The sequence below is a fragment of the Rhizobium cerradonense genome (assembly GCF_030182455.1).
Lineage (GTDB): Bacteria > Pseudomonadota > Alphaproteobacteria > Rhizobiales > Rhizobiaceae > Rhizobium.
Genome location: NZ_JAQJCK010000008.1, coordinates 179,959 through 199,678 on the forward strand (window position 1 = coordinate 179,959; position 19,720 = coordinate 199,678).

Here is a 19,720-nt window from a genome sequence, read left to right on the forward strand (position 1 = left end):
TCGTTCGCAAGATTCATTCCCGATGCGTGATCTTTCGCCACAAACCAGACGGAGGACATCCCGCCATCGGCGTCATATCAAGCCATACTGCTTCGCCTTATTGCGCAGGAATGGCAGGCCGTTGCCCATAACTTCCTCCTCATCCTTGGCGACGGGGCGCCAGACCGACAGCCCGTAGGCCAACTCCGGCGGCATGTTGATGAAGCTTTCCATCGCAAGCCCGCCCTTAAAGCCGATAGCGGCGAGCGTCGCGTAGATCTCATCCCAATCGCAGGTGCCATAGCCGGGCGTGCCTCGGTCGCTTTCCGACAGGTGTATGTATTTCAGGTGATCGCGCGCCGCCAGGATGCCGTTGCCGACGCCCTTTTCCTCGATGTTCATGTGGTAGGTATCGAGATGGACGAACACGTTGTCGGCGCCTACCCGCTCGATCATCTCGACCGCCTGGCGGCCGGTATTGATGAGATGGTTCTCGTAGCGATTGACCGCCTCGACACCGAGCTCGATGCCGCGGCCCTTGGCATGCTTGGCTGCGGCTGTCAAAACCCGGGCGATGTTGTCATACTCCCTTTGCGTCGGGGGTACGCCCGTGCGCTCACCGATGCCGCCGTAGATCACGCCGGACAGGGCCTCACCGCCAAGATCAGCCGTCTTGTCGATCGCGATGGCAAGATGGTCGATTGCCGCTTCGGGGCGAACGGACGCCCAGGCGCGTTCGGGAAGTCCGAGCGAACAAACGGCCCGAAGCTTATGTTTTTCCAGCAACGCCTTGGTATGGGCCGTATCGACTGCGGGCGGATTGAGCATGGGGATTTCGATGAAATCCACCTTGTATTTGACGGCGGCGGCGACGGCCCGCTCGGCCCCTGCCCGGTCCCAGTTCATCGTCCACATGCTGGTATGAACACCGAAGCCTTCCATAGCTCTCATCCTTTTCTATTGTTGAGAAATTTGTAGTGGGAGGCGACCCAGCGCAGGAACATTACGCCGACGAGAAGCAGGCCCCAGACAGCAGTCGCCAGATGCTGGTTGGCTCCCATCAGGTTCAGCCCCGAAGACAGAAGCTGCAGAACGACCAGCGCCACGAAGACGGGGATCACGCGGCCGAAGCCGCCAAACGGATTGACGCCGCCCAGGAAGCAGGCGAGCACCGTGATCAGCAGATAGGATTCGCCGTGGCCGACGCGGACGGAATTGAAACGCGCCAGCATGATGATGCCGGCCACCGCGCACATGGCGCCGGAGAGCGTGTAAACGAGGACGACGACCTTGCGCGTGTTGACGCCGGAATAGCGCGCAGCCTCGATATTGGAGCCGATCATATAGGTATTGAAGCCAAGCTTCATGCGCGTCAGCAGCAGATGCCAGACGAGAACGCAGACGATGAAGATGATCAGGGGCGCGGGGATGCCGAGCAGCGACCCATGCCCCAACGGCCGGATGAAATCCGGAAAACCGGATACGTCACCGCCCCGGGTGAGAAATTCGCCAAGGCCGCGCAGGAAGATCATCATCGAAAGCGACACGAGAATGGGATGGGCGCGCGTATAGGCGATGACGCAACCCATTATCACGCCGCTCGCCGCGCCGGCTGCGAGCGCCAGCACACATCCGAGGGCGAATGCCAAAGGTCCGGCATCCACGCCGCCATTTGCCTGCAGCACCCAGGCAACCGTCAATCCGGCGATATTCGCCGTGAACGTTATGGCCAGGTTGAGCCCGCCCGTCAGAATAGGCAGCAGCATCGCCAGCGTCAGGAGGCCAAGCTCGGGCAGTTGGAAAGCAACCGAACCGAAGGTCGCCTGGCTCAGAAATTGCGGCGAAGCGAGCCCGAAAAAAATCATCACGGCAACGAAGGCGAAGAAGGGGCCAGCCATTTCCGGGCCCAGGCGTTTCTGGAAACTTTCGACGAGAACGGTCATCGTGTCTGCCCCTCCCTGCGCAGGAGCGGCACAAGCTTGTCGATCCGCGTATTCGATAGCGTGATGGCGACTAGAATGATGGCGCCGATGATCATCTTGAACGCAAAAGGCGAGACGCCCATCAGATTGAGGCCGTTCTGCGTGATGGAGATCAGTAGCACGCCGAGAACGCAGCCGAGTACCGATCCCTTGCCGCCGCCGAGACGCGCACCGCCGAGAACTACTGCGGCGAGCACATCGAGCTCACGACCGTAGAGCGCATTCGGGACCACTTCCTGCGCATAATGCGCCTGCACCAGCCCGCCGATGCCGGCCATCAACCCCAGCCAGCCGAATGCGATGAATTGCATCGCGCCGATATTGATGCCGAAACGGCGCGCCCCTTCGGGATTGTCGCCAAAGGCATAGAGCTGCCGGCCGATGGTGGTGCGGGTGATGAGTACCCAGGTGGCGACGACACAGATCACCATGACCAGGACAGGAAGCGTGATCTCGATCCAGGTGCCGTCGGGCATCTCATGCTCGAACAGGACGACCTTGTCCGTGAGCCAGTCGGGCAGGTCGTAGATCGACACGCCCTTAGTGAAGAACATGAGAAGCCCGAAATAAATGTTGAAGGTGGAGATGGTCGCGACGATCGAAATGATCCGGAATCGATGGATCAGGAAGGCGTTGATCGCTCCGAGCAGGATGCCGATCGACCCGGCGATGATGAGGCCCGAAACCCAGCCTCCCCCGCCGATCCAACCAAGCGCGATCGCCGTCACATATTGCACGACGGACGCACCGACGGCGAAGGAGATATCGATGCCACCGGCGATCAGAACGACCAGCAGGCCGACGGCGAAGATGATGTTGACGGCGCTGATATTCAGGAGATCGAAGGTATTGCCGAGGGAGAAGAAATTATCCGTGGCGAAAGACAGGAAGGCACAGATGACGATCATCACTGCCAGCAGGGAACTTTCCGTCGCATGGGTGCTGATGAAATTACGCATAGACGGCAGCCTCGATATCGTGAAGGGAACATTGCCGTGGATCGAACGCGCCGATGATCCTGCCCTGCGCCATGTGCAGCACGCGGTCCGCATTGAAATAGACCTCGGGCACCTCGTCGGAAATCAGGATGATCGCCAGCCCGGTTTCTGCGAGCTTGGCGACGATGTCGAAGATGCCGGCCCGCGCGCCGACGTCAACGCCGACGGTTGGCGCATCGAGGATCAAAAGCTTGGGGTCGGTCGCCAGCCATTTGGCAATGGCGACGCGCTGTTGATTGCCGCCTGACAAGGTCGAAATCGCATCCTCTGGCAACCCGATCTTGATACCGAGTTGGCGGATCCAGCGGGCGACAAGGCTTTCCTTCCTATCCTCGGAGAGGAAGCCGCCGGAGAGTATCTTGCGCAGCGACGAGATCACGAGATTGTCGGCGATCGATTGCGGTTGGATGAGGCCGAGCGACAGGCGGTCCTCGGAAAGATAGGCGATGCCCGCCTGGATCGCATCGCGATTGGAAGAGAAGCGCACTGCCCTGCCATCAAGCGCGATCGTACCGGAATCCGGTCTCGTCATGCCGAAGAGAGCAAGGGCAAGTTCCGTCCGTCCGGCGCCGAGTAGCCCGGTAATGCCGAGCGTTTCGCCACGCCGCACCGTCAGCGAAATATCCTCGAACTGACCGCGCCGACTGAGCGACCTGACATCGAGGACAACGGGCTGCTGATCCTTCGGCGTCGCCCGAACATGTGTGTCGAAGGTCTTTCCCGTCATCAGTTCGGTGATGCGGGATTGTGTCATGCCCTCGGTCGGATAAACGCCGACAAGTGCACCGTCCCTAAGCACCGTCAACCTGCTCGATATGTCGAGCACTTCCGCAAGCCGGTGGCTGACGAAGACGACAGCGACGCCGGAAGCGGAGAGATTGCGGACGATCCCGAGAAGATGATTGGTTTCGGATTGGGTAAGCGAGGCCGTCGGCTCGTCCATGAAGACGATCTTCGCTTCGCCGACCAAGGCGCGGGCAATGGCCACGATCTGCCGTTGGGCGATTGCGAATTCCTTGAGCGGCAGATCGACATCGAGCGCAACGCCCAGCCGTTTCAGCGCGTTCATCGCAAGCTGCCGCATCTGCGCGTAATTGACGAGGCGGGGCCAGCGGCCGAGCACCGTCTGAAACGCGATGTTTTCGGCTACGCTCATCTCTGGAAACAGCGCGAGATCCTGCCAGATGACCTGGATTCCCTTCGCCTGCGCGGTCACGGGCGACATATGGGAATAGGTCTGGCCGTCATATTCGATGATGGCGCCGGGCGCCGGACGATAGACACCGGTGATGATCTTGATCAGCGTGCTTTTGCCCGAGCCGTTCTCGCCGGCAAGGCAGTGAACCTCGCCCGGATGGACCTCGAAGGCCACGTTCTTCAAGGCTTTGACGCCACCGAACGTTATGTTGATGTCGCGAAGAGATAGCAGCGCTCCGCCGCTCGCATTCGCGCTTTCGATCTCAGACATGCGGATCCGCCCGTCATACCTTGGATGGGTGAGGACATGCCGGGCCAGCCGAAGCCGGCCCAGCCTGCCGGGAGAACCGGTCTTGTTTCAGAGGCCCATTGCCGCGAGATCGGCAACCGTCTTCTTGTTGATCGGAACGAGCTGGTCCACGATGATATTGTGCTTTTCGAAATCCGGATGGATCGTGCCCAAGCCTTCGATCTGCTCGCCGTCCTTGATCTGCTCACCCTTCATCAGCTTCTGCGAAAGTGTCACGAACACCTCTCCCGCCTGCTTGGGGTTCCACATGAAGCCGCCGGAAATCGCGTCCGATTTCAGGAGTTTCTGTCCTTGTCCGGGGGAGAACGGGCCAAGCACGAAGATCTTGCCGACCTTGCGACGCTCTTCGATCGCGCGGCCTGCGCCGATCGGACCCTGACTGCCGAAGGCGAGGAAGCCTTTGAGATCCGGATGGGCGGAAATGAGATCGAGCGCCGTGCTGCGGCTCTTGTCGACGTCTTCTGCCACGCCGTAACGATCGCCGACGAGCTTCATATCCGGATAATTCTTCTTGAGATAGGCAATCGCCGCATCGGCCCAGGCATTGTGCAGCGGCACCGTCAGCGAACCGACGAAGACTGCATATTCGCCCTTGCCACCCATTTTCTCGGCGAGAAGCTTGGCGTGCGCTTCACCGAAGCCGGTCGAGGAGGCAAGCTCGAAGTCCCAGTCCGCACCCTTCTGGCCCGGCGATTCATGCGTAATGACGATGATACCCTTTTCCTTCGCCTTGCTGAGAACGGGCTCGAGAACCTTGGCATCGTTGGGAACGACGCCGATGACCTTGACGCCCTGAGCGATCAGATCCTCGATGGCGCGTACTTGAAGCGCCGGATCGGCGCTTGTCGGACCGATCATCGAGGCATCGACGCCGAGTTTCTTTCCCTGCTCCTTGATGCCGGCTTCCATGGCATTGAACCATGGGATGCCGCCGATCTTCACGACGATGCCGACCTTGCCGGTGTCCTGGGCAAAGGCCATTGTGGCGGTCGCAAGCGACAGCGACGCTGCGAGCGCAGCCACGATAAATCTCTTCATGATCTTCTCCTCCACAGTTCCCCTCGGGGAACAAACAGGCGCGCCTAGACCGACGGCCTTCCTCCCGGCGTGGGTGGCGAATAAGTGCCCCGCCTCCCTTTGGCAGCCGCTTCCTCAAACGGCACCATTGCTGTGCACAATCGATCTTTCTTTTTTGCACAATCGATGGTGCAATGAATATCGATGAGATCTATCCTTTCGTCAAGAGGACTCGGACGCTAAGAGAAACCGAGGAGACGCTGATGAAGAAAGACAGTCGAAAGAAGGCCACGATCTATGACCTATCTGTGCTCTCCGGAATTTCTCCCTCGACCGTCAGCGCGGTCCTGAACGGCACCTGGCGCAAGCGCCGCATCAAGGAAAGTACCGCCGACCTCATTCGCGAACTCGCGGAAAAGCACCAGTATACCACCAACCGGCAGGCCCAGGGGCTGCGCAGATCCCGCTCGGGATTGGTGGGGCTGATGCTGCCCGTTTATGACAATCGCTACTTCTCCTCGATGGCTCAGACTTTCGAAGCCCATGTGCGGCAACGTGGCCAATGTCCGATCGTGGTCAGCTCCAGCCGCGACCCCCAGGAAGAGCGCGAGACCGCCGAGAACCTGATCTCCTATTCCATTGACGAGCTGTTCATATGCGGCGCGACGGACCCGGACGGCGTGCACGAAGTCTGCGAAGCCGCAGGGCTGAAACACATCAACATCGACCTTCCAGGCACGAAGGTCCATTCGGTCATCAGCGACAATTACGAGGGCGGCCGCATCCTGACAGAAGCGATCATCCGTCATTTTGCCAGCGACGATCCCTTAAGCCCCGATGAACTCTTCCTGTTCGGCGGGCGAAACGACCACGCCAGCCGCGAACGCATCCGCGGCTTCCGGGATGTTAAACGCGCGCTTCTTGGAGCCGATCCCGAAGCCTCAATTCAACCGACCGGCTATTCCCCCAACACGGCCCGAATTGCCTTCGAGACGTTTTTCGAGAAGGCTGGCCGTCTGCCGCGCGCACTCTTCATCAACTCGTCGATCAACTTCGAAGGGCTGCTGCGCTTCATGTCGGCCCATCCGCACGAAACCTTCGCGGATCTGGTCGTCGGCTGCTACGACTATGATCCGTTCGGATCCTTCCTCCCCTTCCCGGTTATCATGATGCGCCAGGATGTGGAGGGCATGATTACCAAGGCGTTCGAACTGATCGAGGAAACGCGGACACCACCGAAAATCCATCTTATCCGCCCGGATTTGGTGCCGCCGCGAACGGCCCTGACCGGACCGTTGGATGGGCTCAAGGACATCGTCTAAGCTGCCGTATAGTCGATACCCACAGCTCAAAACCTCGGCGGAACGAAGTTATAACTTAACCGTTGGGTTTCATCAGCAGCCGCGGAGGAAAAGGCAATGGGTATCGAGCAAGCACCTACAGAAAAAGGTAGGCAAGCCGCGCGTGGATTGAGGAAGAGCGCAGCGAAGGAAGAGAAGAAAGTGGAAGCCAAAAAAGGTTCGAGCCTTGCAAAAGGTCCCGAGCGCTTCGAGGAACGTTCGAAAAGCTCCGATGGCAAAAGCGTCGGAACAAAGCAACGGCTTTAACTGCCGTTCGGCCTGCGATTGTTTGATCCAGGTTTTTCATGCGCCTGATTGTCAAACCGGAAGGCATGGGCGAAAACTAGCCGCATGACGATCGCAAACGGCAAGTTTCTTCTTCAAGGCCCGGAAGATGCTGGAATCACCATTCTCCTCGCGCATGGCGCGGGTGCGCCGATGGATTCCGCTTCGATGAACGCTGCCGCTGGCGCCCTCGCCGAACGCAATATTCGTGTTGCTCGTTTCGAATTCGCCTACATGGCCAGCCGGCGCAGTTCCGGCTTACGAAAACCGCCGCCCCGGGCGGAAACGCTGAAGGACGAATATCTGGCAGCAATCACGGAGCTCGGCGCCACCGGTCCGCTCATTATCGGAGGCAAATCAATGGGCGGCCGCGTAGCAAGCATGATCGCGGACGAACTCTACGCGGCCGGCAAGATCGCCGGTCTGCTCTGCCTGGGTTACCCCTTTCATCCGCCGGGAAAACCCGAAAATCTGCGCACGGCCCACCTTGCCGAATTGAAGACTCCGACCTTGATCTGCCAGGGCACGCGCGATGAATTCGGCACTCGTGAGGAAGTGGCCCGTTATGTGTTGTCGGATGCCATTGAAATAATCTGGCTCGAAGATGGCGATCATGATCTGAAACCGCGCAAGGCAGTTTCAGGCTTCACGGCCGCCCACCACCTGAGGACAGTGGCCGAGACGGTGCGGGCGTGGGGTGCCGGCCTTGGCAATCGAAAAGCACGCGACTGAGCGCACGCGTGACAGTGAGCTCAGTCAATGGAGCCGTTACGCGGCCATCTCGCCCCTTACGCGGCGCGGCGCAACGGATTGCATCGCAGCCGCCTGCAGCTTGAACTGCGAGACGAGATCGCGAAGTTTGGCCGCTTCCTGAGCAAGGCTCGCCGATGCGGCCGTGGACTGTTCGACCATCGCCGCGTTCTGCTGCGTTGTCTGATCCATGGAATTGACGGCGACGTTGACTTCGGCAAGCCCGGTCGATTGCTCCTTGGCGGAGGTGGCGATCGCGTCCATATGCTGATTGATGCCGGCAATTTGCCCGCTGATGGTCTTCAGAGCCTGACCGGTATCGAGCACCAGCTTCACGCCGCTTTCGACCTCGTCCGAGGACTTCTGGATATGTCCTTTGATTTCCTTGGCGGCTTGAGCCGATCTTTGTGCGAGTTCACGCACCTCTTGCGCGACGACGGCAAAACCCTTGCCGGCCTCGCCTGCGCGAGCAGCTTCGACGCCTGCGTTCAGCGCCAGAAGATTTGTCTGGAAGGCGATTTCATCGATAACGCCGATAATGCTGGAGATCTGTTCTGCGGAGGCCTCGATACGACGCATTGCTTCTTCGGCATGCGACACGACTTCGGCGGATTTTGCGGCGCTATGGTTTGCTTTCGTCGCCTCTGCGCGGGCTTCGTCCGTGCGCTTGCTCGAATTCGACACGTTCACCGTAATCTGATCGAGTGCCGCCGCCGTCTCTTCAAGCGATGCTGCCTGTTGTTCGGTTCGTCTGGAAAGATCATTGGCGCCCGATGCGATCTCCCTGGTGCCGTCGTCGATCGCCGTGATCGCCATTGAGATGGCGCTCAACGTATCTCCAAGTTGCTTCACCGAGCTGTTGAAATCATGGCGAAGGCTCTCGAAGTCCGGCGAGAAGGGCTCATCGAGTTGAAATGCAAGATCGCCGGCAGCGAGCCTCTTCAACCCGGCACCGAGGCCCGATGTGGCGGCACGAAGGCGCGCGCCGGCATCTTCATCGGCCTGCTTTCGCGACGCGATCCGGTCGGCTTCGGCTTCCTCGCGAGCTGCCTCGGCGTCGTGTTCGAGCTGCTTGTTGGCAATTGCTGCCCGTCGGAAGACTTCGACAGCCGATGCCATGGCGCCGATTTCATCCGAACGACCGGCACCTGCGGAGGTGATGTTGGTGTCGCCGCTCGCAAGTTTCTTCATGTCGCCGGAAAGAGCGAGCATCGGCTTGGTGACCGTCTTCCGGGTCAGCCAATAGAGACCGACCGAGAACAGCGCGGTCAGCCCGAGAATCACTTTCAAAAGCGTGTCGACAAGAGCTTGCGTATCAGCGCTCCGCTTTGTGATCTCTTCGGAGACCGCGTTGATCTGATCTCCAGTCTGTTCCATCACAGTTTCCAACGCGGAAAACTGGTTCATGAATTCTGGTAGCGATTTCATGGCCGCGGACTGATCTTTGCCTGCAAGGTCGACCATCTTCTTGGCGCTGTCGATATAGGCAAGGAGCGGCGGCTCAAGACCGGCAAGCACATGTTGCGTGGCCGCATCGGTCGCGAGTGCCTTGTTGGCCGCGATCATTTCCCGGAACGACGCCTCGTGTTCCGCCAGATCCGCCTTCACCGCGTCAGCAGCCAAACCTGACGCGGGCTCGGTTGCCAGCACAGCCGCAAGCACGTCGGCGCGAAGCGCGTCGTGCATCATGTCGGCCTGCATGTGGTTTCGAAGCACTTGTGCCGAACGGGCAACTTCGGCGTTGTTTCCGGATAGGATGGATGTCGACCATACGCCAACGCCCGTCGCGCCGCCCGCCAACGCGAAAATCGCGACGCTTGCGATGATGATTTTATTCTGAATTGACGCCATGGGTGCCTCCCCGTAAAGATAGAATACGAGACTACACAAACATGCTTAATTATTTGTCATTTGCCAATTTTGTTTTGAACTCGACTTGCAGTAGAAAGACAAATACTATCAGTATCGTAAAATCATCCAAAATATTAGTTTATACTGAAGTATAAAGGATACGACCCTAAAACGGTCGCTCGATGATTTTCCGGTCAACCAGTCTGAGGCTGCGATCCGGCTGGATGATATAGGTTTCGAAGACATCATCTCCCCACTGGTCGGTGAAACGGTGCGGGACTTGGCTGCCAATGGGAGATTTCGTGAGCTTCATCCTCGGCTGGCCGCCGTAGGTGATGCTCCCCGGAATTGGCTGCAACGAGCTTGTGCCCGTCTGATCGCATGAACAGGTGATCAGGCCGACGACTGCAAGAAGGATGATGCGCCGCATAGCTGGCTCCTGTTTCTCAAGCCGCGATCCTATGGTAAGTTATAGCAGACCTAGTCGCGCTCTCGATGGAAAACATCAAATCGGCCATCGCAGATTTAGCTGCAGAGCGCTTCGAAAACCTGGGGGGTTGGTCATGGGCGATTCTGAGGGAAGAAGCCCCATTGCTTCGTCAGGCTTCACTATCGGCGGAATCATTAAAACCGAAGTCAGCCAACAGCCACTTCTTGCGCTTGTCGTTTTCGTGCCGGTCGCCATCATTCTGGAGCAGGTTACGCCGGAAGCACATACGCTGCTGTTTCTCATGTCGATCGTGGCGATCGTGCCATTGGCGGCGCTGTTGAGCCGCGCCACGGAAGCTGTCGCGGCCAAGACTGGCGACGCGGTTGGTGGCCTGCTGAACGCCACCCTCGGAAATTTGACGGAACTGGTGATCTCGCTTGCCGCGTTGCAATCGGGTCAATATCTGCTGGTCAAGGCTTCACTTGCCGGTGCGATCGTCACCAATACGCTCTTTATGTTGGGTGGCGCTTTTCTGTTTGGCGGCCTCCGCCATCATGTCCAGGAATTCAACAGGGTCAATGCGCGCTTTCAGGCCTGCCTTCTGTTCCTCGCTACGATCGCCATTCTGGTCCCCTCCCTGGTGAGTGAAGCGGATCGCGCACCGGACACCGCCACTGTCCAAAACCTGAGCCTGGGGCTGGCTCTCCTCCTCATTGCCGTCTACGCACTAGGTATGTTTTTCTCTCTGAGGACGCACCGCGAGCTTTTCGCGAGCGCGAGCGAGGGCCATGAAAGCGAGAAGCTGTGGCCACTTTCGGTAAGCATCATCATTCTGGTTATCGTTACTCTATTCGTCGCAGTGATCAGTGAAATCTTCGTCGGTTCCGTCCAGATCGCCGCCACCCATCTCGGCATGACACCCGCGTTTGTAGGCTTTATCGTCGTCGCTCTCGTGGGGGCAGCGGCAGAAATGACGACCGCATTTTCCGCGGCGCGCGCAAATAGATTGGACCTCAGCGTCAGCATCGCGTTAGGAAGCGCGGCCCAGATTGCTCTCTTCGTCGCTCCGGTCCTGGTGCTCGTCAGCTATTTCCTCGGCCCGGCGCCGATGTCTCTTGAATTTTGGAGGGGCGCGGTCACGATGATGCTGGTCGCGACGCTCGCCGCCACTTTACTATCAAATGGCGGACGCGGCGCATGGTACGCGGGTGTCATGGCACTGGCCGTCTATGCCATCTTCGGACTCACATTGTTCCTTCTGCCCCCCGGCGCGCCGTCTTAAGGAAAAGGAAATAGTACGGCGCACACGGCTCATTGCTGCGACTGGCTATCGGGACGAAAATAAAGCCGTTGAATGACGGCCATCATGAGAGCCGTTGCCCATCCAAATATGATCCAGCCGTTGATTGCCTCGAAAGTGGCGATCTGCCGCCATTCCTTTCCGAGAACTATGTCGCCGTACCCCACGGTTGTGAACGTAACAGTGGAGAAGTAGGCGGCATCTTCAAGATTGGGAAGAGCTGACGACATGTAATAGAACAACGCCCAAATACAAACGTCAAGTATAATTGGAATGATCAAGTAAACAATCCATACCACGGTTACGAATGTAGGCTGGCGGAGCAGGAAATTCCGGTGACTTACTTCCATCCGGCGAAAAACGCTCAGTCCGGCCGACATAAACACGGCTTGAATCGCAACTGTCGCTGCAATTAGCGCGCCAGCGAGAAGAAGTCGAAACAACATAAGTGCCTCCTGACATTCTGAACACGCCTCTCAAGTATATCAGAGTTCGGCGAAGTTGTGCTCGGTGCGTCATTACACTGTATGTCCAGCAGGAATTGTGCCAAGAGGTACGCTGCGCCACAATTTTGAGGCTACATGACGATGAAGAAAATCGGCTTCCTATCGTTCGGGCACTGGACGCCCTCGTCCCAATCGCAGACGCGCTCGGCGTCCGATGCGCTTCTGCAGTCTATAGACCTTGCCGTCGCGGCCGAGGAACTGGGCGCAGATGGAGCGTATTTTCGCGTGCATCATTTTGCCCGGCAGCTTGGCTCGCCTTTCCCGCTGCTGGCGGCCGTTGGCGCGAAGACCAGCCGCATCGAGATCGGCACGGCGGTCATCGACATGCGTTACGAGAATCCGCTTTATATGGCCGAGGATGCCGGCGCTGCCGACATCCTCGCCGGCGGGCGCCTGCAGCTCGGTATCAGCCGCGGCTCCCCGGAGCAGGTTATCGATGGATGGCGCCATTTCGGCTATGCGCCGGCCGAAGGCGAAAGTGAGTCTCAGATGGCCCGGCGCCATGCCGAGGTCCTGTTCGATGTGTTGCGCGGCGAAGGCTTCGCGCAGCCCAACCCGCGGCCGATGTTTCCAAACCCGCCGGGCCTCCTGCGCATCGAGCCGCACTCCGAAGGCCTGCGCGACCGGATCTGGTGGGGCGCCAGTTCGAACGCCACTGCTGCCTGGGCGGCAAAGCTGGGGATGAACCTACAGAGCTCCACGCTGAAGGATGATGAGAGCGGGCTTCCCTTCCACATCCAGCAAGCGGACCAGATCAGAGTGTTTCGCGAGGCATGGAAGGCGGCCGGCCATAAGCGCGAGCCGCGGGTGTCGGTCAGCCGCAGCATCTTTGCACTCGTGGACGACCGCGACCGCGCCTACTTCGGATACGGCAATCAGAATGAGGACAAGATCGGCTTCATCGACGAGAAGACACGGGCGATCTTCGGCCGCAGCTATGCCGCGGAGCCGGATGCACTCATCAAGGAACTGGCCGAGGATGAGGCCATTGCCGAGGCCGACACGTTGCTTCTAACCGTTCCGAACCAGCTCGGCGTGAACTATAACGCGCATGTCATCGAAGCTATTCTGACTCACGTTGCCCCTGCCCTCGGCTGGCGCTGAACCGCGCGGAAAAGGCGCCAATTGATGGTTGGACGGCTTGCCAAGCGTATCGGCGCGATGTTCGACGGCAGTCAAATGTTGGAACCATGTCCCTCCTTATTCGTTGCTTAAACATGCAAGCAAGGAGGATAAGCACATGCGAAGTACAATCATTGGCTGCGCAATGGCAGCTCTCGCTATGGGTTTCGTTGCCGTCCCTGCATTTGCGGACGATGTCATCATCGGCGGTCCTTCTTATGATGACGGCTACTATCCGCGGCACCATCGTGATCGCGCTGGCGTGATCATAAGCAATCACGGCATTTCGATCGGCAGGGTCCGGGACCGCGACCGCTATTACGACGGCGACCGCTGCTTCACCAAGACAGTTACTCGCGTGAATGAAGATGGCGATCGGATAACAAGGACGATTCGTCGTTGCGACTAACCCACAATTAAGGCCCGACATCCCATGCCGGGCCTCATTGATTTCGCACAGTAAATCGCCTCAGGATGAACGCGTCGATGCGGGAGCTTTCTCCCCAAAGTTTGACTGCGTCGCTTGTACTGAACTGGCTGTCAGGAAACCGTCCCAGCCTGCTATTACCGAAATGCCCCCGCCAAACCCTTTTCATCTCCCTAACTCAAGGCCTCAGGAAATGATCGGCTGAGGGGCTGATCTTCGCCGAACTCGACCACCGCGGCAGAGCATGCGCAAAGCATGCTCTGCCTGTTGGTTACATCGGCTCGCGATGAAGTATCATCGCTGCTAGTTGAGAGCCGGGCAACCACGTCTGTTGGCGAAGGCCATGCGGTCGGGACCGCCATCATTCCAGCCACGGACGATGATGCGCCGACCGTTCGACTGAACGGAATCGATGCGCCGGAAACCCTCTTCGCGGGCAGCGCGCATGAGTTCGCGCCGGCTGCAGCCACCGTCCCAATCCCCTCGCGGGCGACCCCAGTCCTGATCCTGGCGATTGTCCCAACGCGGGGGCGGCCTGTAATCCTGGTCGTCGTCGTAGTATTGCGCCATGGCGGCCGACGGTAGCACCGCGGCCAGTCCGACCAACGCAATACAAGAAAATCTTGTCAAACGTCCAAACATCTTTCGCTTCCTCCTATGTCGGCGATATGGGGGGATCATACAGCTCTAACCTGAATGCCACCCGAACGAGCTATTCATATAGCTACTTTGAATCAAGGGCCTCCTTGTATCCTTTATCTACTGCCAAGCCGGGTCCGCAGGACGCGGCGTTCCATACCCTGTTTATAGGTTAAATAGCGCAGGCGCTGGCGGAGAACAGTCATATGGCGTTCGTCACTGCGATCGCGCATCGTCGCAGGCAGCGCGTCAGCGGATAGGAGCGTTGTAAAACCCTTACCTGATGCCATCGGCGATCGTACGCGTGAGAACGAAAAAATAATGGCGGCTATCTCCCCCGACGACCATGGCGCCGAGGAGCCGGTCATCGTCAATTTTTCGGAAATGGTCGATAATCGGCTGCCCGTCATACACCATTGCCGCGCTGGTCTTGCCCCTGAAGAACATGGGCCTGAGAGAGGCGACCGGCCCGTTTGCCCGCCACATTTTCTGCAGATACGAGAACCAGCTACGGGCTATCCTGGTCCGCCCGAAGCGATGAAAGCGCAGGACCAATTTCAGAGGGATCATTTCCGGGTCGATGGCCACGAGCCGGTGAGGTCCCACCGCAAACAACAGAGCATCGGCTCTATGATCAGCGGTGAAGCGCTTGCCGTACCATCCGAGATTTTCCAAGATGCCATCCAGCGGGTGGCCGCACGCCACGCCATGACCTCGCCAAAGACCGGCAAGTTCGGTGACCGACGTCACACTGAGACTGTCGAAATAGTCAAAGGCTTCTGCCTGCGATCGAAAACTGCTTGGAATTTGCCTGGCGGTGTTTTCCACGTCGCTTAACTCGTATGTTCGAATCAAGTTCCGGATCATCCCATCCAAAGACGGCCGAATGCTGTTGCTCGCATAGGTCTTAGGGCTGCTACCCTAAGGCTTGGCTGGCCAAACCGTAAACGCGCGGTCCTTCGCTGCCGTCCTCCGGGAGCCAGGCGCGCCTCAGCGACATGCTCGTCACCGTGTCGTAAACCGGCAGCCCCGATTGCGCGAGGAACTGCGGAAAGGCGCCGGTCTGCTGGCGGGTATCGATTCGCAGGAAGCTGCCCGCATGGTCAGCGACATGCGGTCTGATAACAGCGATTGCCTCTTCGTCGCTTGCTGCGACGACCGGACCGATGACATGACCGCGTCCGAAGCGGCGGCAAAGCGAGAAGGCGGCGATGCGGCCGTCTCGTATAAGCGCCAGACCCTTCGAGACATTTAGGAGGCGCGCAAGCACAGGCATGCGATCCGCACCAAAAGCGGCCAGATCCAGCGCCGCGATCTCTGCAAGATCGGCCTGATCGAGAGCCCGCAGCCGTGTGTGTGGCGGCAGCGGCACGACGGGTGGAGAGACTGCTTCGCCATTGCATTGATAGTCGAGCTTTTCCGCACGGAAGCCGAGTGATTGATAAAGCCGCTTGGCCGCGCGGGTGGCGTTGAGGCCGAGCGCGCGGGAACCGGTTTGCGCAAGGACATGCTCCATCATCCAGCGGCCGGTTCCCAGCATCTGCAATCTCGGAGACGTGATAACCATGCCGATGGTCGTGAAGTCGGGAGCAAAATCGAACCACATGGCGGAGCCGAGCACCCGGCCTATCGCATCACGGGCCACGACACCGCGACCCATCTCACGAACGATCTGCCAGTCCTCGGCGCGATGCGGCCAGCCGACCGACAGCGAGAGCGCATGCAGGGCATCGAGATCGGCGTTCTCCATCTCGCTGAGGGTCAGCTCGAAGGAATCCAGTTGGATCGAACTGGATTTTGCCATGACTATCTCCCCTCCCAACATGCGCGTTCCCGAACCAGCCGGAACGCTTGGCCTATCGTGCAGGATGGACTTTCACGCTTCCACCAGTCGACCACCCCGCTTTGGTTGTAGCGGCGATCACGCAACAGAATACGCTTGAGATCCCCGCGAATTCGAAAGATTCCACCAAAGCCACGGGGCTTTCGGCAGGCAGGGGATAGGCCGCGGCTTATTCTGAATGAAACCTTCCGTTTCCGGATACCTCCCTCCACACACAACAGAGGTCCATCGATGTCCCCTCCCGTCGGTCGCGTCGCCAGCAACCAGGATGTCCCGAAATCCGCCGATGTCGTTATTCTCGGCGGCGGCATGGCCGGTGTCGCAACCGCTTACGAACTCGCCCGGCGCGGAACCTCCGTCGTCCTCATCGAAAAAGGCGTGATCGCCGGCGAACAATCGAGCCGCAACTGGGGTTGGTGTCGCCAGCAGAACCGTGATCCGAGAGAACTACCGCTCGCACGGCTTGCCCTGCGCAGATGGGACAATCTCAATGCGGAACTCGGCGATGAAACCGGCTTTCGCCGCAGCGGCCTTGTCTATGCCACGACACGCAAGGCAGACCTGAACGCCTGGGAGCGTTGGAGCCACGTGGGCCAGGAGTTCGGCGTCGACACGCGAATGCTGACGGGAGCCGAATGTGCCACGATGCTTCCAGGCAATAGCCGTCATTGGAACGGCGGCGTCCATTCCCCGACCGATGGGCGCGCGGAACCTGAGCTTGCGGTGCCGGCATTGGCGCGCGGTGCCCAGCGGCTTGGCGCCGTCATAGTCCAGAACTGTGCCGCCCGCGAGCTCGAAACGGAAGCGGGGCGGATCAGCGGCGTCGTCACGGAAAAGGGTGCAATCCGCGCCGCGGCCGTTCTGGTTGCCGGCGGCGCGTGGAGCGGTATGTTCCTGAGACATCATGGAATCCGCTTCCTGCAGGCATGCGTTAAATCCACATCCTTCTATACCGTCGCTGCACCGGCCGTGACCGATGGCGGGATCGCGATGGAGGACGTGACCATCCGCCGCCGGCTGGACGGCGGCTATACGGTGGGGTTGAGTGGCCTCGGCCAGTTGCAGATCACGCCCTACGGCCTGCTGCAAGCCCGCGATTTCTGGCGCACCTTTCAGACGCGCCGGAAGGGTCTGACCTTTGCGCTTGGCCGTCAATTTATGGAAGGGCCGGAAGCAATCGCCCGCTGGAAGGCGGATGGGATCTCGCCTTTCGAACGCATCCGCACGCTCGATCCGCAGCCGGATGCCCATCTTGTCGAGCGCGGCATTGCCCGACTGGTAGCGACCTATCCTGAACTCGCCGGCATCCGTCCGGCCGAGTGCTGGGGCGGCATGGTGGATTCCACCCCGGATGCCATACCGGTGATCTCGCCGATCGTTTCACGGCCTGGCCTCTTTGTCTCCTCAGGCTACAGTGGTCACGGTTTCGGGATCGGACCCGCCGCCGGCATGCTGGCCGCCGATCTCATTCGCGGTGAGAAGCCCTGCGTCGATCCCAAGCCCTACCGATATGAGCGCATGATAGACGGCACCGATCTCGGAAAGCCAGGGATGCTGTGATGATCGCGATGACAGCGGCACAGATCCTCGAAAAGCTGGTCGAATTTCCCTCCGTGGTCGGTACGCCAAACCATGAGATCGTCGGCTGGATCACCGATTATCTGGAGCGGGCCGGCGCAAAGGTCTTCGTCCTTACCGGGCCTGAAGGAGACCGGTCCAACCTGTTTGCGACCGTCGGTCCGGCCGACCGACCTGGATACCTGCTCTCCGGGCACATGGACGTTGTCGCGGCAGCAGAACCAGGGTGGACAAGCGATCCCTTTCGCTTGCAGCGTCACGGCGCGCGGCTCGCAGGCCGCGGGACGAGCGACATGAAGGGCTTTCTCGCCTGTGCGCTTGCTGCGCTGCCGCCCATTGCCGGACGCTCGCTCGCCCGGCCGCTGCATCTTGCCTTCTCCTATGACGAGGAGGCCGGTTGCCGCGGCGTTCCGCATCTGATCGCACGGCTTCCCGATCTCTGTGCCAAGCCGAAGGGCTGTATCATCGGCGAGCCCAGCGGCATGCGCGCCATCCGCGCCCATAAAGGAAAAGCAGCAGCAAGGGTCGTCATCAGTGGTCGCGCCGGTCATTCCTCGCGGCCGGATCTCGGCCTCAATGCCATCCATGCCATGGCCGACGTTCTCGGCGAAGCAGTCACGACCGCCGAGCGTCTGACCCAAGGGCCATTCGACAACAATTTCGAGCCGCCCTATTCCTCGCTGCAGGTCGGCACTATGCATGGCGGGCAGGCCGTCAACGTCATTCCCGAAGAATGTACCATCGAGCTGGAAGCCCGCGCGATCGCCGGCGTCGATCCAACCAGTCTGCTCGCGGGGATCGAAGGACGCCTGGGCGCCTTGAAACAGCGCGGCTTTACGGCGCGCTGGGAGGTCATAAGCAGCTATCCGGCCCTGTCCCTTACCGCCGACGCGCCGCTTGCCCTGCTGATGGAGGAGCTGACAGGGCGGCCACCGCTCGCCGCCGTCAGCTACGGCACGGAAGCAGGCCTTTATCAGGCGGCCGGAATGGAGGCGGTCATCTGCGGTCCGGGCGATATCGGCCGGGCGCACAAAGCCAACGAATTCATTGAGGAGAGCGAATTGTCTGCCTGTGTCAGCATGATCGAAGCGCTGGGAGATCGTCTCGTCCGTTGATGTTCTGGCGGCATACGTCGTTGGCACGAAAAACGGATCGATATGCGGTTGATTGACCCCACTTCGATGCATCCTGTTGAGACGCCGGCAGCAGAATACCCGGAGCAAGCCAGAGGAAGCCCATGGCCTTTTTATTCAACTCGGATGCAGAGCGGGCGAGGATCTTTGCCGCGGCTTTCGCGCGCGAACTGCCGACCCTCCCCTTCGTCACGGATTCGGCTAGCGTCGATCCGGCAACGATCAAGTATCTGCTGACCTGGACAGCGCCCGCCGATCTCGACCGCTATCGCAATCTCGAAATCCTGTTTTCGATTGGCGCGGGCGTCGACCAGTTCTCGCCGGCCGCACTTCCCGACAAGGTCAAGCTGGTCCGCATGGTCGAGGACGGCATTATCAGGATGATGCAGGAATATGTGACGCTCGGCGTCCTGGCGCTGCATCGCGATCTGCCTGGCTATATCGAGCAGCAGCGGGCGGGCAAATGGGCCTCCCGCCCGGTTCGGCAGGCAGCCGACCGCTGTGTCGGCATACTCGGCCTCGGCAATCTCGGCCTTGCCGTCATCGATCGGCTGCGGCCTTTCGGCTTTCCGCTTCGCGGGTGGAGCCGCTCGCCGCGCAGCATTGAGGGCGTCGCCTGCTATGACGGAACGGATCAATTGCCGGAATTTCTGGCGGGCGTCGATATTCTCGTCTGCCTCTTGCCGCTGACGCCCGAGACGCGCGGCATCCTGAACGCCGATCTCTTCAACGCGCTGCCTGAAGGCGCCGGCCTCGTGCACGCCGGCCGCGGTCAACAGCTCGACGCGGAGGCTCTCATCGAAGCGCTCGACGGCGGCCATATCAGCAGCGCTGTCCTCGACGTCACCGAACCGGAGCCGCTGCCGGACGGACATGCGCTCTGGCGCCATCCCAGGATCGTTCTGACGCCACACATTGCCAGCGTCACGCAGCCGGAGACGGCCGCAAACACCGTCATCGCCAATATTCGCCGCCACGAGGCCGGGCTCGACCCGATCGGTCTTGTCGACCGCAGCCGCGGCTACTGATCATC

At 59.8% G+C, this 19,720-nt stretch carries 20 protein-coding genes; 9 read left to right on the forward strand and 11 right to left on the reverse strand.

The genetic code is table 11. The features are described from left to right. Positions 1-72 precede the first annotated feature (72 nt). From PH547_RS20185 to PH547_RS20205, 5 genes are all read right to left on the reverse strand, one after another. Positions 73-921 (reverse strand): sugar phosphate isomerase/epimerase family protein, encoded by an 849-nt coding sequence (locus PH547_RS20185; protein ID WP_260304881.1) that lies wholly within the window; start codon positions 919-921, stop codon positions 73-75. Positions 922-926: 5 nt separating this feature from the next. After that, positions 927-1,922, reverse strand: coding sequence for an ABC transporter permease (locus tag PH547_RS20190; RefSeq protein WP_285169234.1), 996 nt, complete (start codon positions 1,920-1,922; stop codon positions 927-929). After that, complete coding sequence (locus PH547_RS20195; RefSeq protein ID WP_285169235.1) at positions 1,919-2,920, reverse strand: ABC transporter permease; 1,002 nt, start codon at positions 2,918-2,920, stop codon at positions 1,919-1,921. The genes PH547_RS20190 and PH547_RS20195 overlap by 4 nt, the downstream gene beginning before the upstream one ends. Continuing rightward, on the reverse strand, positions 2,913-4,427 hold the full coding sequence (locus PH547_RS20200; RefSeq protein ID WP_285169237.1) for a sugar ABC transporter ATP-binding protein: 1,515 nt from the start codon (positions 4,425-4,427) through the stop codon (positions 2,913-2,915). The genes PH547_RS20195 and PH547_RS20200 overlap by 8 nt, the downstream gene beginning before the upstream one ends. 87 nt (positions 4,428-4,514) lie before the next feature. Further along, positions 4,515-5,504, reverse strand: a complete 990-nt coding sequence (locus PH547_RS20205; RefSeq protein WP_199773642.1) for an autoinducer 2 ABC transporter substrate-binding protein — start codon at positions 5,502-5,504, stop codon at positions 4,515-4,517. 242 nt (positions 5,505-5,746) lie between these two features. Between PH547_RS20205 and PH547_RS20210 the strand changes: the two genes are divergently transcribed. The 3 genes from PH547_RS20210 (at position 5,747) to PH547_RS20220 (ending at position 7,840) form a co-directional block, all read left to right on the forward strand. Then, entirely contained in the window at positions 5,747-6,805 is a 1,059-nt protein-coding gene (locus PH547_RS20210; protein WP_285169239.1) for a LacI family DNA-binding transcriptional regulator, read from the forward strand. A 96-nt stretch (positions 6,806-6,901) separates the two neighbouring features. Beyond that, the gene (locus PH547_RS20215; RefSeq protein ID WP_285169240.1) at positions 6,902-7,090 is read left to right on the forward strand and encodes a hypothetical protein; all 189 of its coding nucleotides are present in this window, start codon (positions 6,902-6,904) and stop codon (positions 7,088-7,090) included. An 84-nt stretch (positions 7,091-7,174) separates the two neighbouring features. Next, entirely contained in the window at positions 7,175-7,840 is a 666-nt protein-coding gene (locus PH547_RS20220) for an alpha/beta hydrolase family protein (protein ID WP_285169241.1), read from the forward strand. A 36-nt stretch (positions 7,841-7,876) separates the two neighbouring features. Here PH547_RS20220 and PH547_RS20225 read toward each other — a convergent pair whose 3' ends face one another. Beyond that, on the reverse strand, positions 7,877-9,709 hold the full coding sequence (locus PH547_RS20225; protein WP_285169242.1) for a methyl-accepting chemotaxis protein: 1,833 nt from the start codon (positions 9,707-9,709) through the stop codon (positions 7,877-7,879). Positions 9,710-9,875: 166 nt separating this feature from the next. Continuing rightward, positions 9,876-10,139 (reverse strand): hypothetical protein, encoded by a 264-nt coding sequence (locus tag PH547_RS20230; RefSeq protein WP_283051613.1) that lies wholly within the window; start codon positions 10,137-10,139, stop codon positions 9,876-9,878. Positions 10,140-10,272: 133 nt separating this feature from the next. On the opposite strand from PH547_RS20230, the gene cax reads away from it, so the two are divergent. Then, positions 10,273-11,421 (forward strand): calcium/proton exchanger, encoded by a 1,149-nt coding sequence (gene cax, locus PH547_RS20235; protein ID WP_283054275.1) that lies wholly within the window; start codon positions 10,273-10,275, stop codon positions 11,419-11,421. 29 nt (positions 11,422-11,450) lie between these two features. Here cax and PH547_RS20240 read toward each other — a convergent pair whose 3' ends face one another. After that, the gene (locus PH547_RS20240; RefSeq protein ID WP_285169243.1) at positions 11,451-11,885 is read right to left on the reverse strand and encodes a potassium channel family protein; all 435 of its coding nucleotides are present in this window, start codon (positions 11,883-11,885) and stop codon (positions 11,451-11,453) included. Positions 11,886-12,026: 141 nt separating this feature from the next. On the opposite strand from PH547_RS20240, the gene PH547_RS20245 reads away from it, so the two are divergent. Both PH547_RS20245 and PH547_RS20250 read left to right on the forward strand, forming a co-directional pair. Next, entirely contained in the window at positions 12,027-13,049 is a 1,023-nt protein-coding gene (locus PH547_RS20245; RefSeq protein WP_285169293.1) for an LLM class flavin-dependent oxidoreductase, read from the forward strand. Positions 13,050-13,185: 136 nt separating this feature from the next. Then, positions 13,186-13,476, forward strand: a complete 291-nt coding sequence (locus tag PH547_RS20250) for a hypothetical protein (protein WP_285169244.1) — start codon at positions 13,186-13,188, stop codon at positions 13,474-13,476. Positions 13,477-13,797: 321 nt separating this feature from the next. Here the strand turns inward: PH547_RS20250 and PH547_RS20255 are convergent, their stop codons facing one another. From PH547_RS20255 to PH547_RS20265, 3 genes are all read right to left on the reverse strand, one after another. Beyond that, positions 13,798-14,136 carry a hypothetical protein gene (locus PH547_RS20255; protein WP_285169245.1) on the reverse strand — a complete coding sequence of 113 codons (339 nt, stop codon included), beginning with the start codon at positions 14,134-14,136 and terminating at the stop codon, positions 13,798-13,800. A gap of 273 nt (positions 14,137-14,409) precedes the next feature. After that, positions 14,410-14,940 (reverse strand): DUF4334 domain-containing protein, encoded by a 531-nt coding sequence (locus PH547_RS20260; RefSeq protein WP_483315561.1) that lies wholly within the window; start codon positions 14,938-14,940, stop codon positions 14,410-14,412. 109 nt (positions 14,941-15,049) lie between these two features. Continuing rightward, positions 15,050-15,937 carry a GNAT family N-acetyltransferase gene (locus PH547_RS20265; protein WP_104827154.1) on the reverse strand — a complete coding sequence of 296 codons (888 nt, stop codon included), beginning with the start codon at positions 15,935-15,937 and terminating at the stop codon, positions 15,050-15,052. Positions 15,938-16,207: 270 nt separating this feature from the next. Between PH547_RS20265 and PH547_RS20270 the strand changes: the two genes are divergently transcribed. The 3 genes from PH547_RS20270 to PH547_RS20280 all read left to right on the forward strand — a co-directional run bounded on the left by PH547_RS20270 (position 16,208) and on the right by PH547_RS20280 (position 19,715). Next, entirely contained in the window at positions 16,208-17,536 is a 1,329-nt protein-coding gene (locus tag PH547_RS20270) for an NAD(P)/FAD-dependent oxidoreductase (RefSeq protein ID WP_285169247.1), read from the forward strand. Then, positions 17,536-18,669 (forward strand): acetylornithine deacetylase, encoded by a 1,134-nt coding sequence (gene argE, locus PH547_RS20275; RefSeq protein ID WP_483315557.1) that lies wholly within the window; start codon positions 17,536-17,538, stop codon positions 18,667-18,669. The genes PH547_RS20270 and argE overlap by 1 nt, the downstream gene beginning before the upstream one ends. 122 nt (positions 18,670-18,791) lie before the next feature. Further along, positions 18,792-19,715 carry a 2-hydroxyacid dehydrogenase gene (locus PH547_RS20280; protein ID WP_285169248.1) on the forward strand — a complete coding sequence of 308 codons (924 nt, stop codon included), beginning with the start codon at positions 18,792-18,794 and terminating at the stop codon, positions 19,713-19,715. Positions 19,716-19,720: the final 5 nt, after the last annotated feature.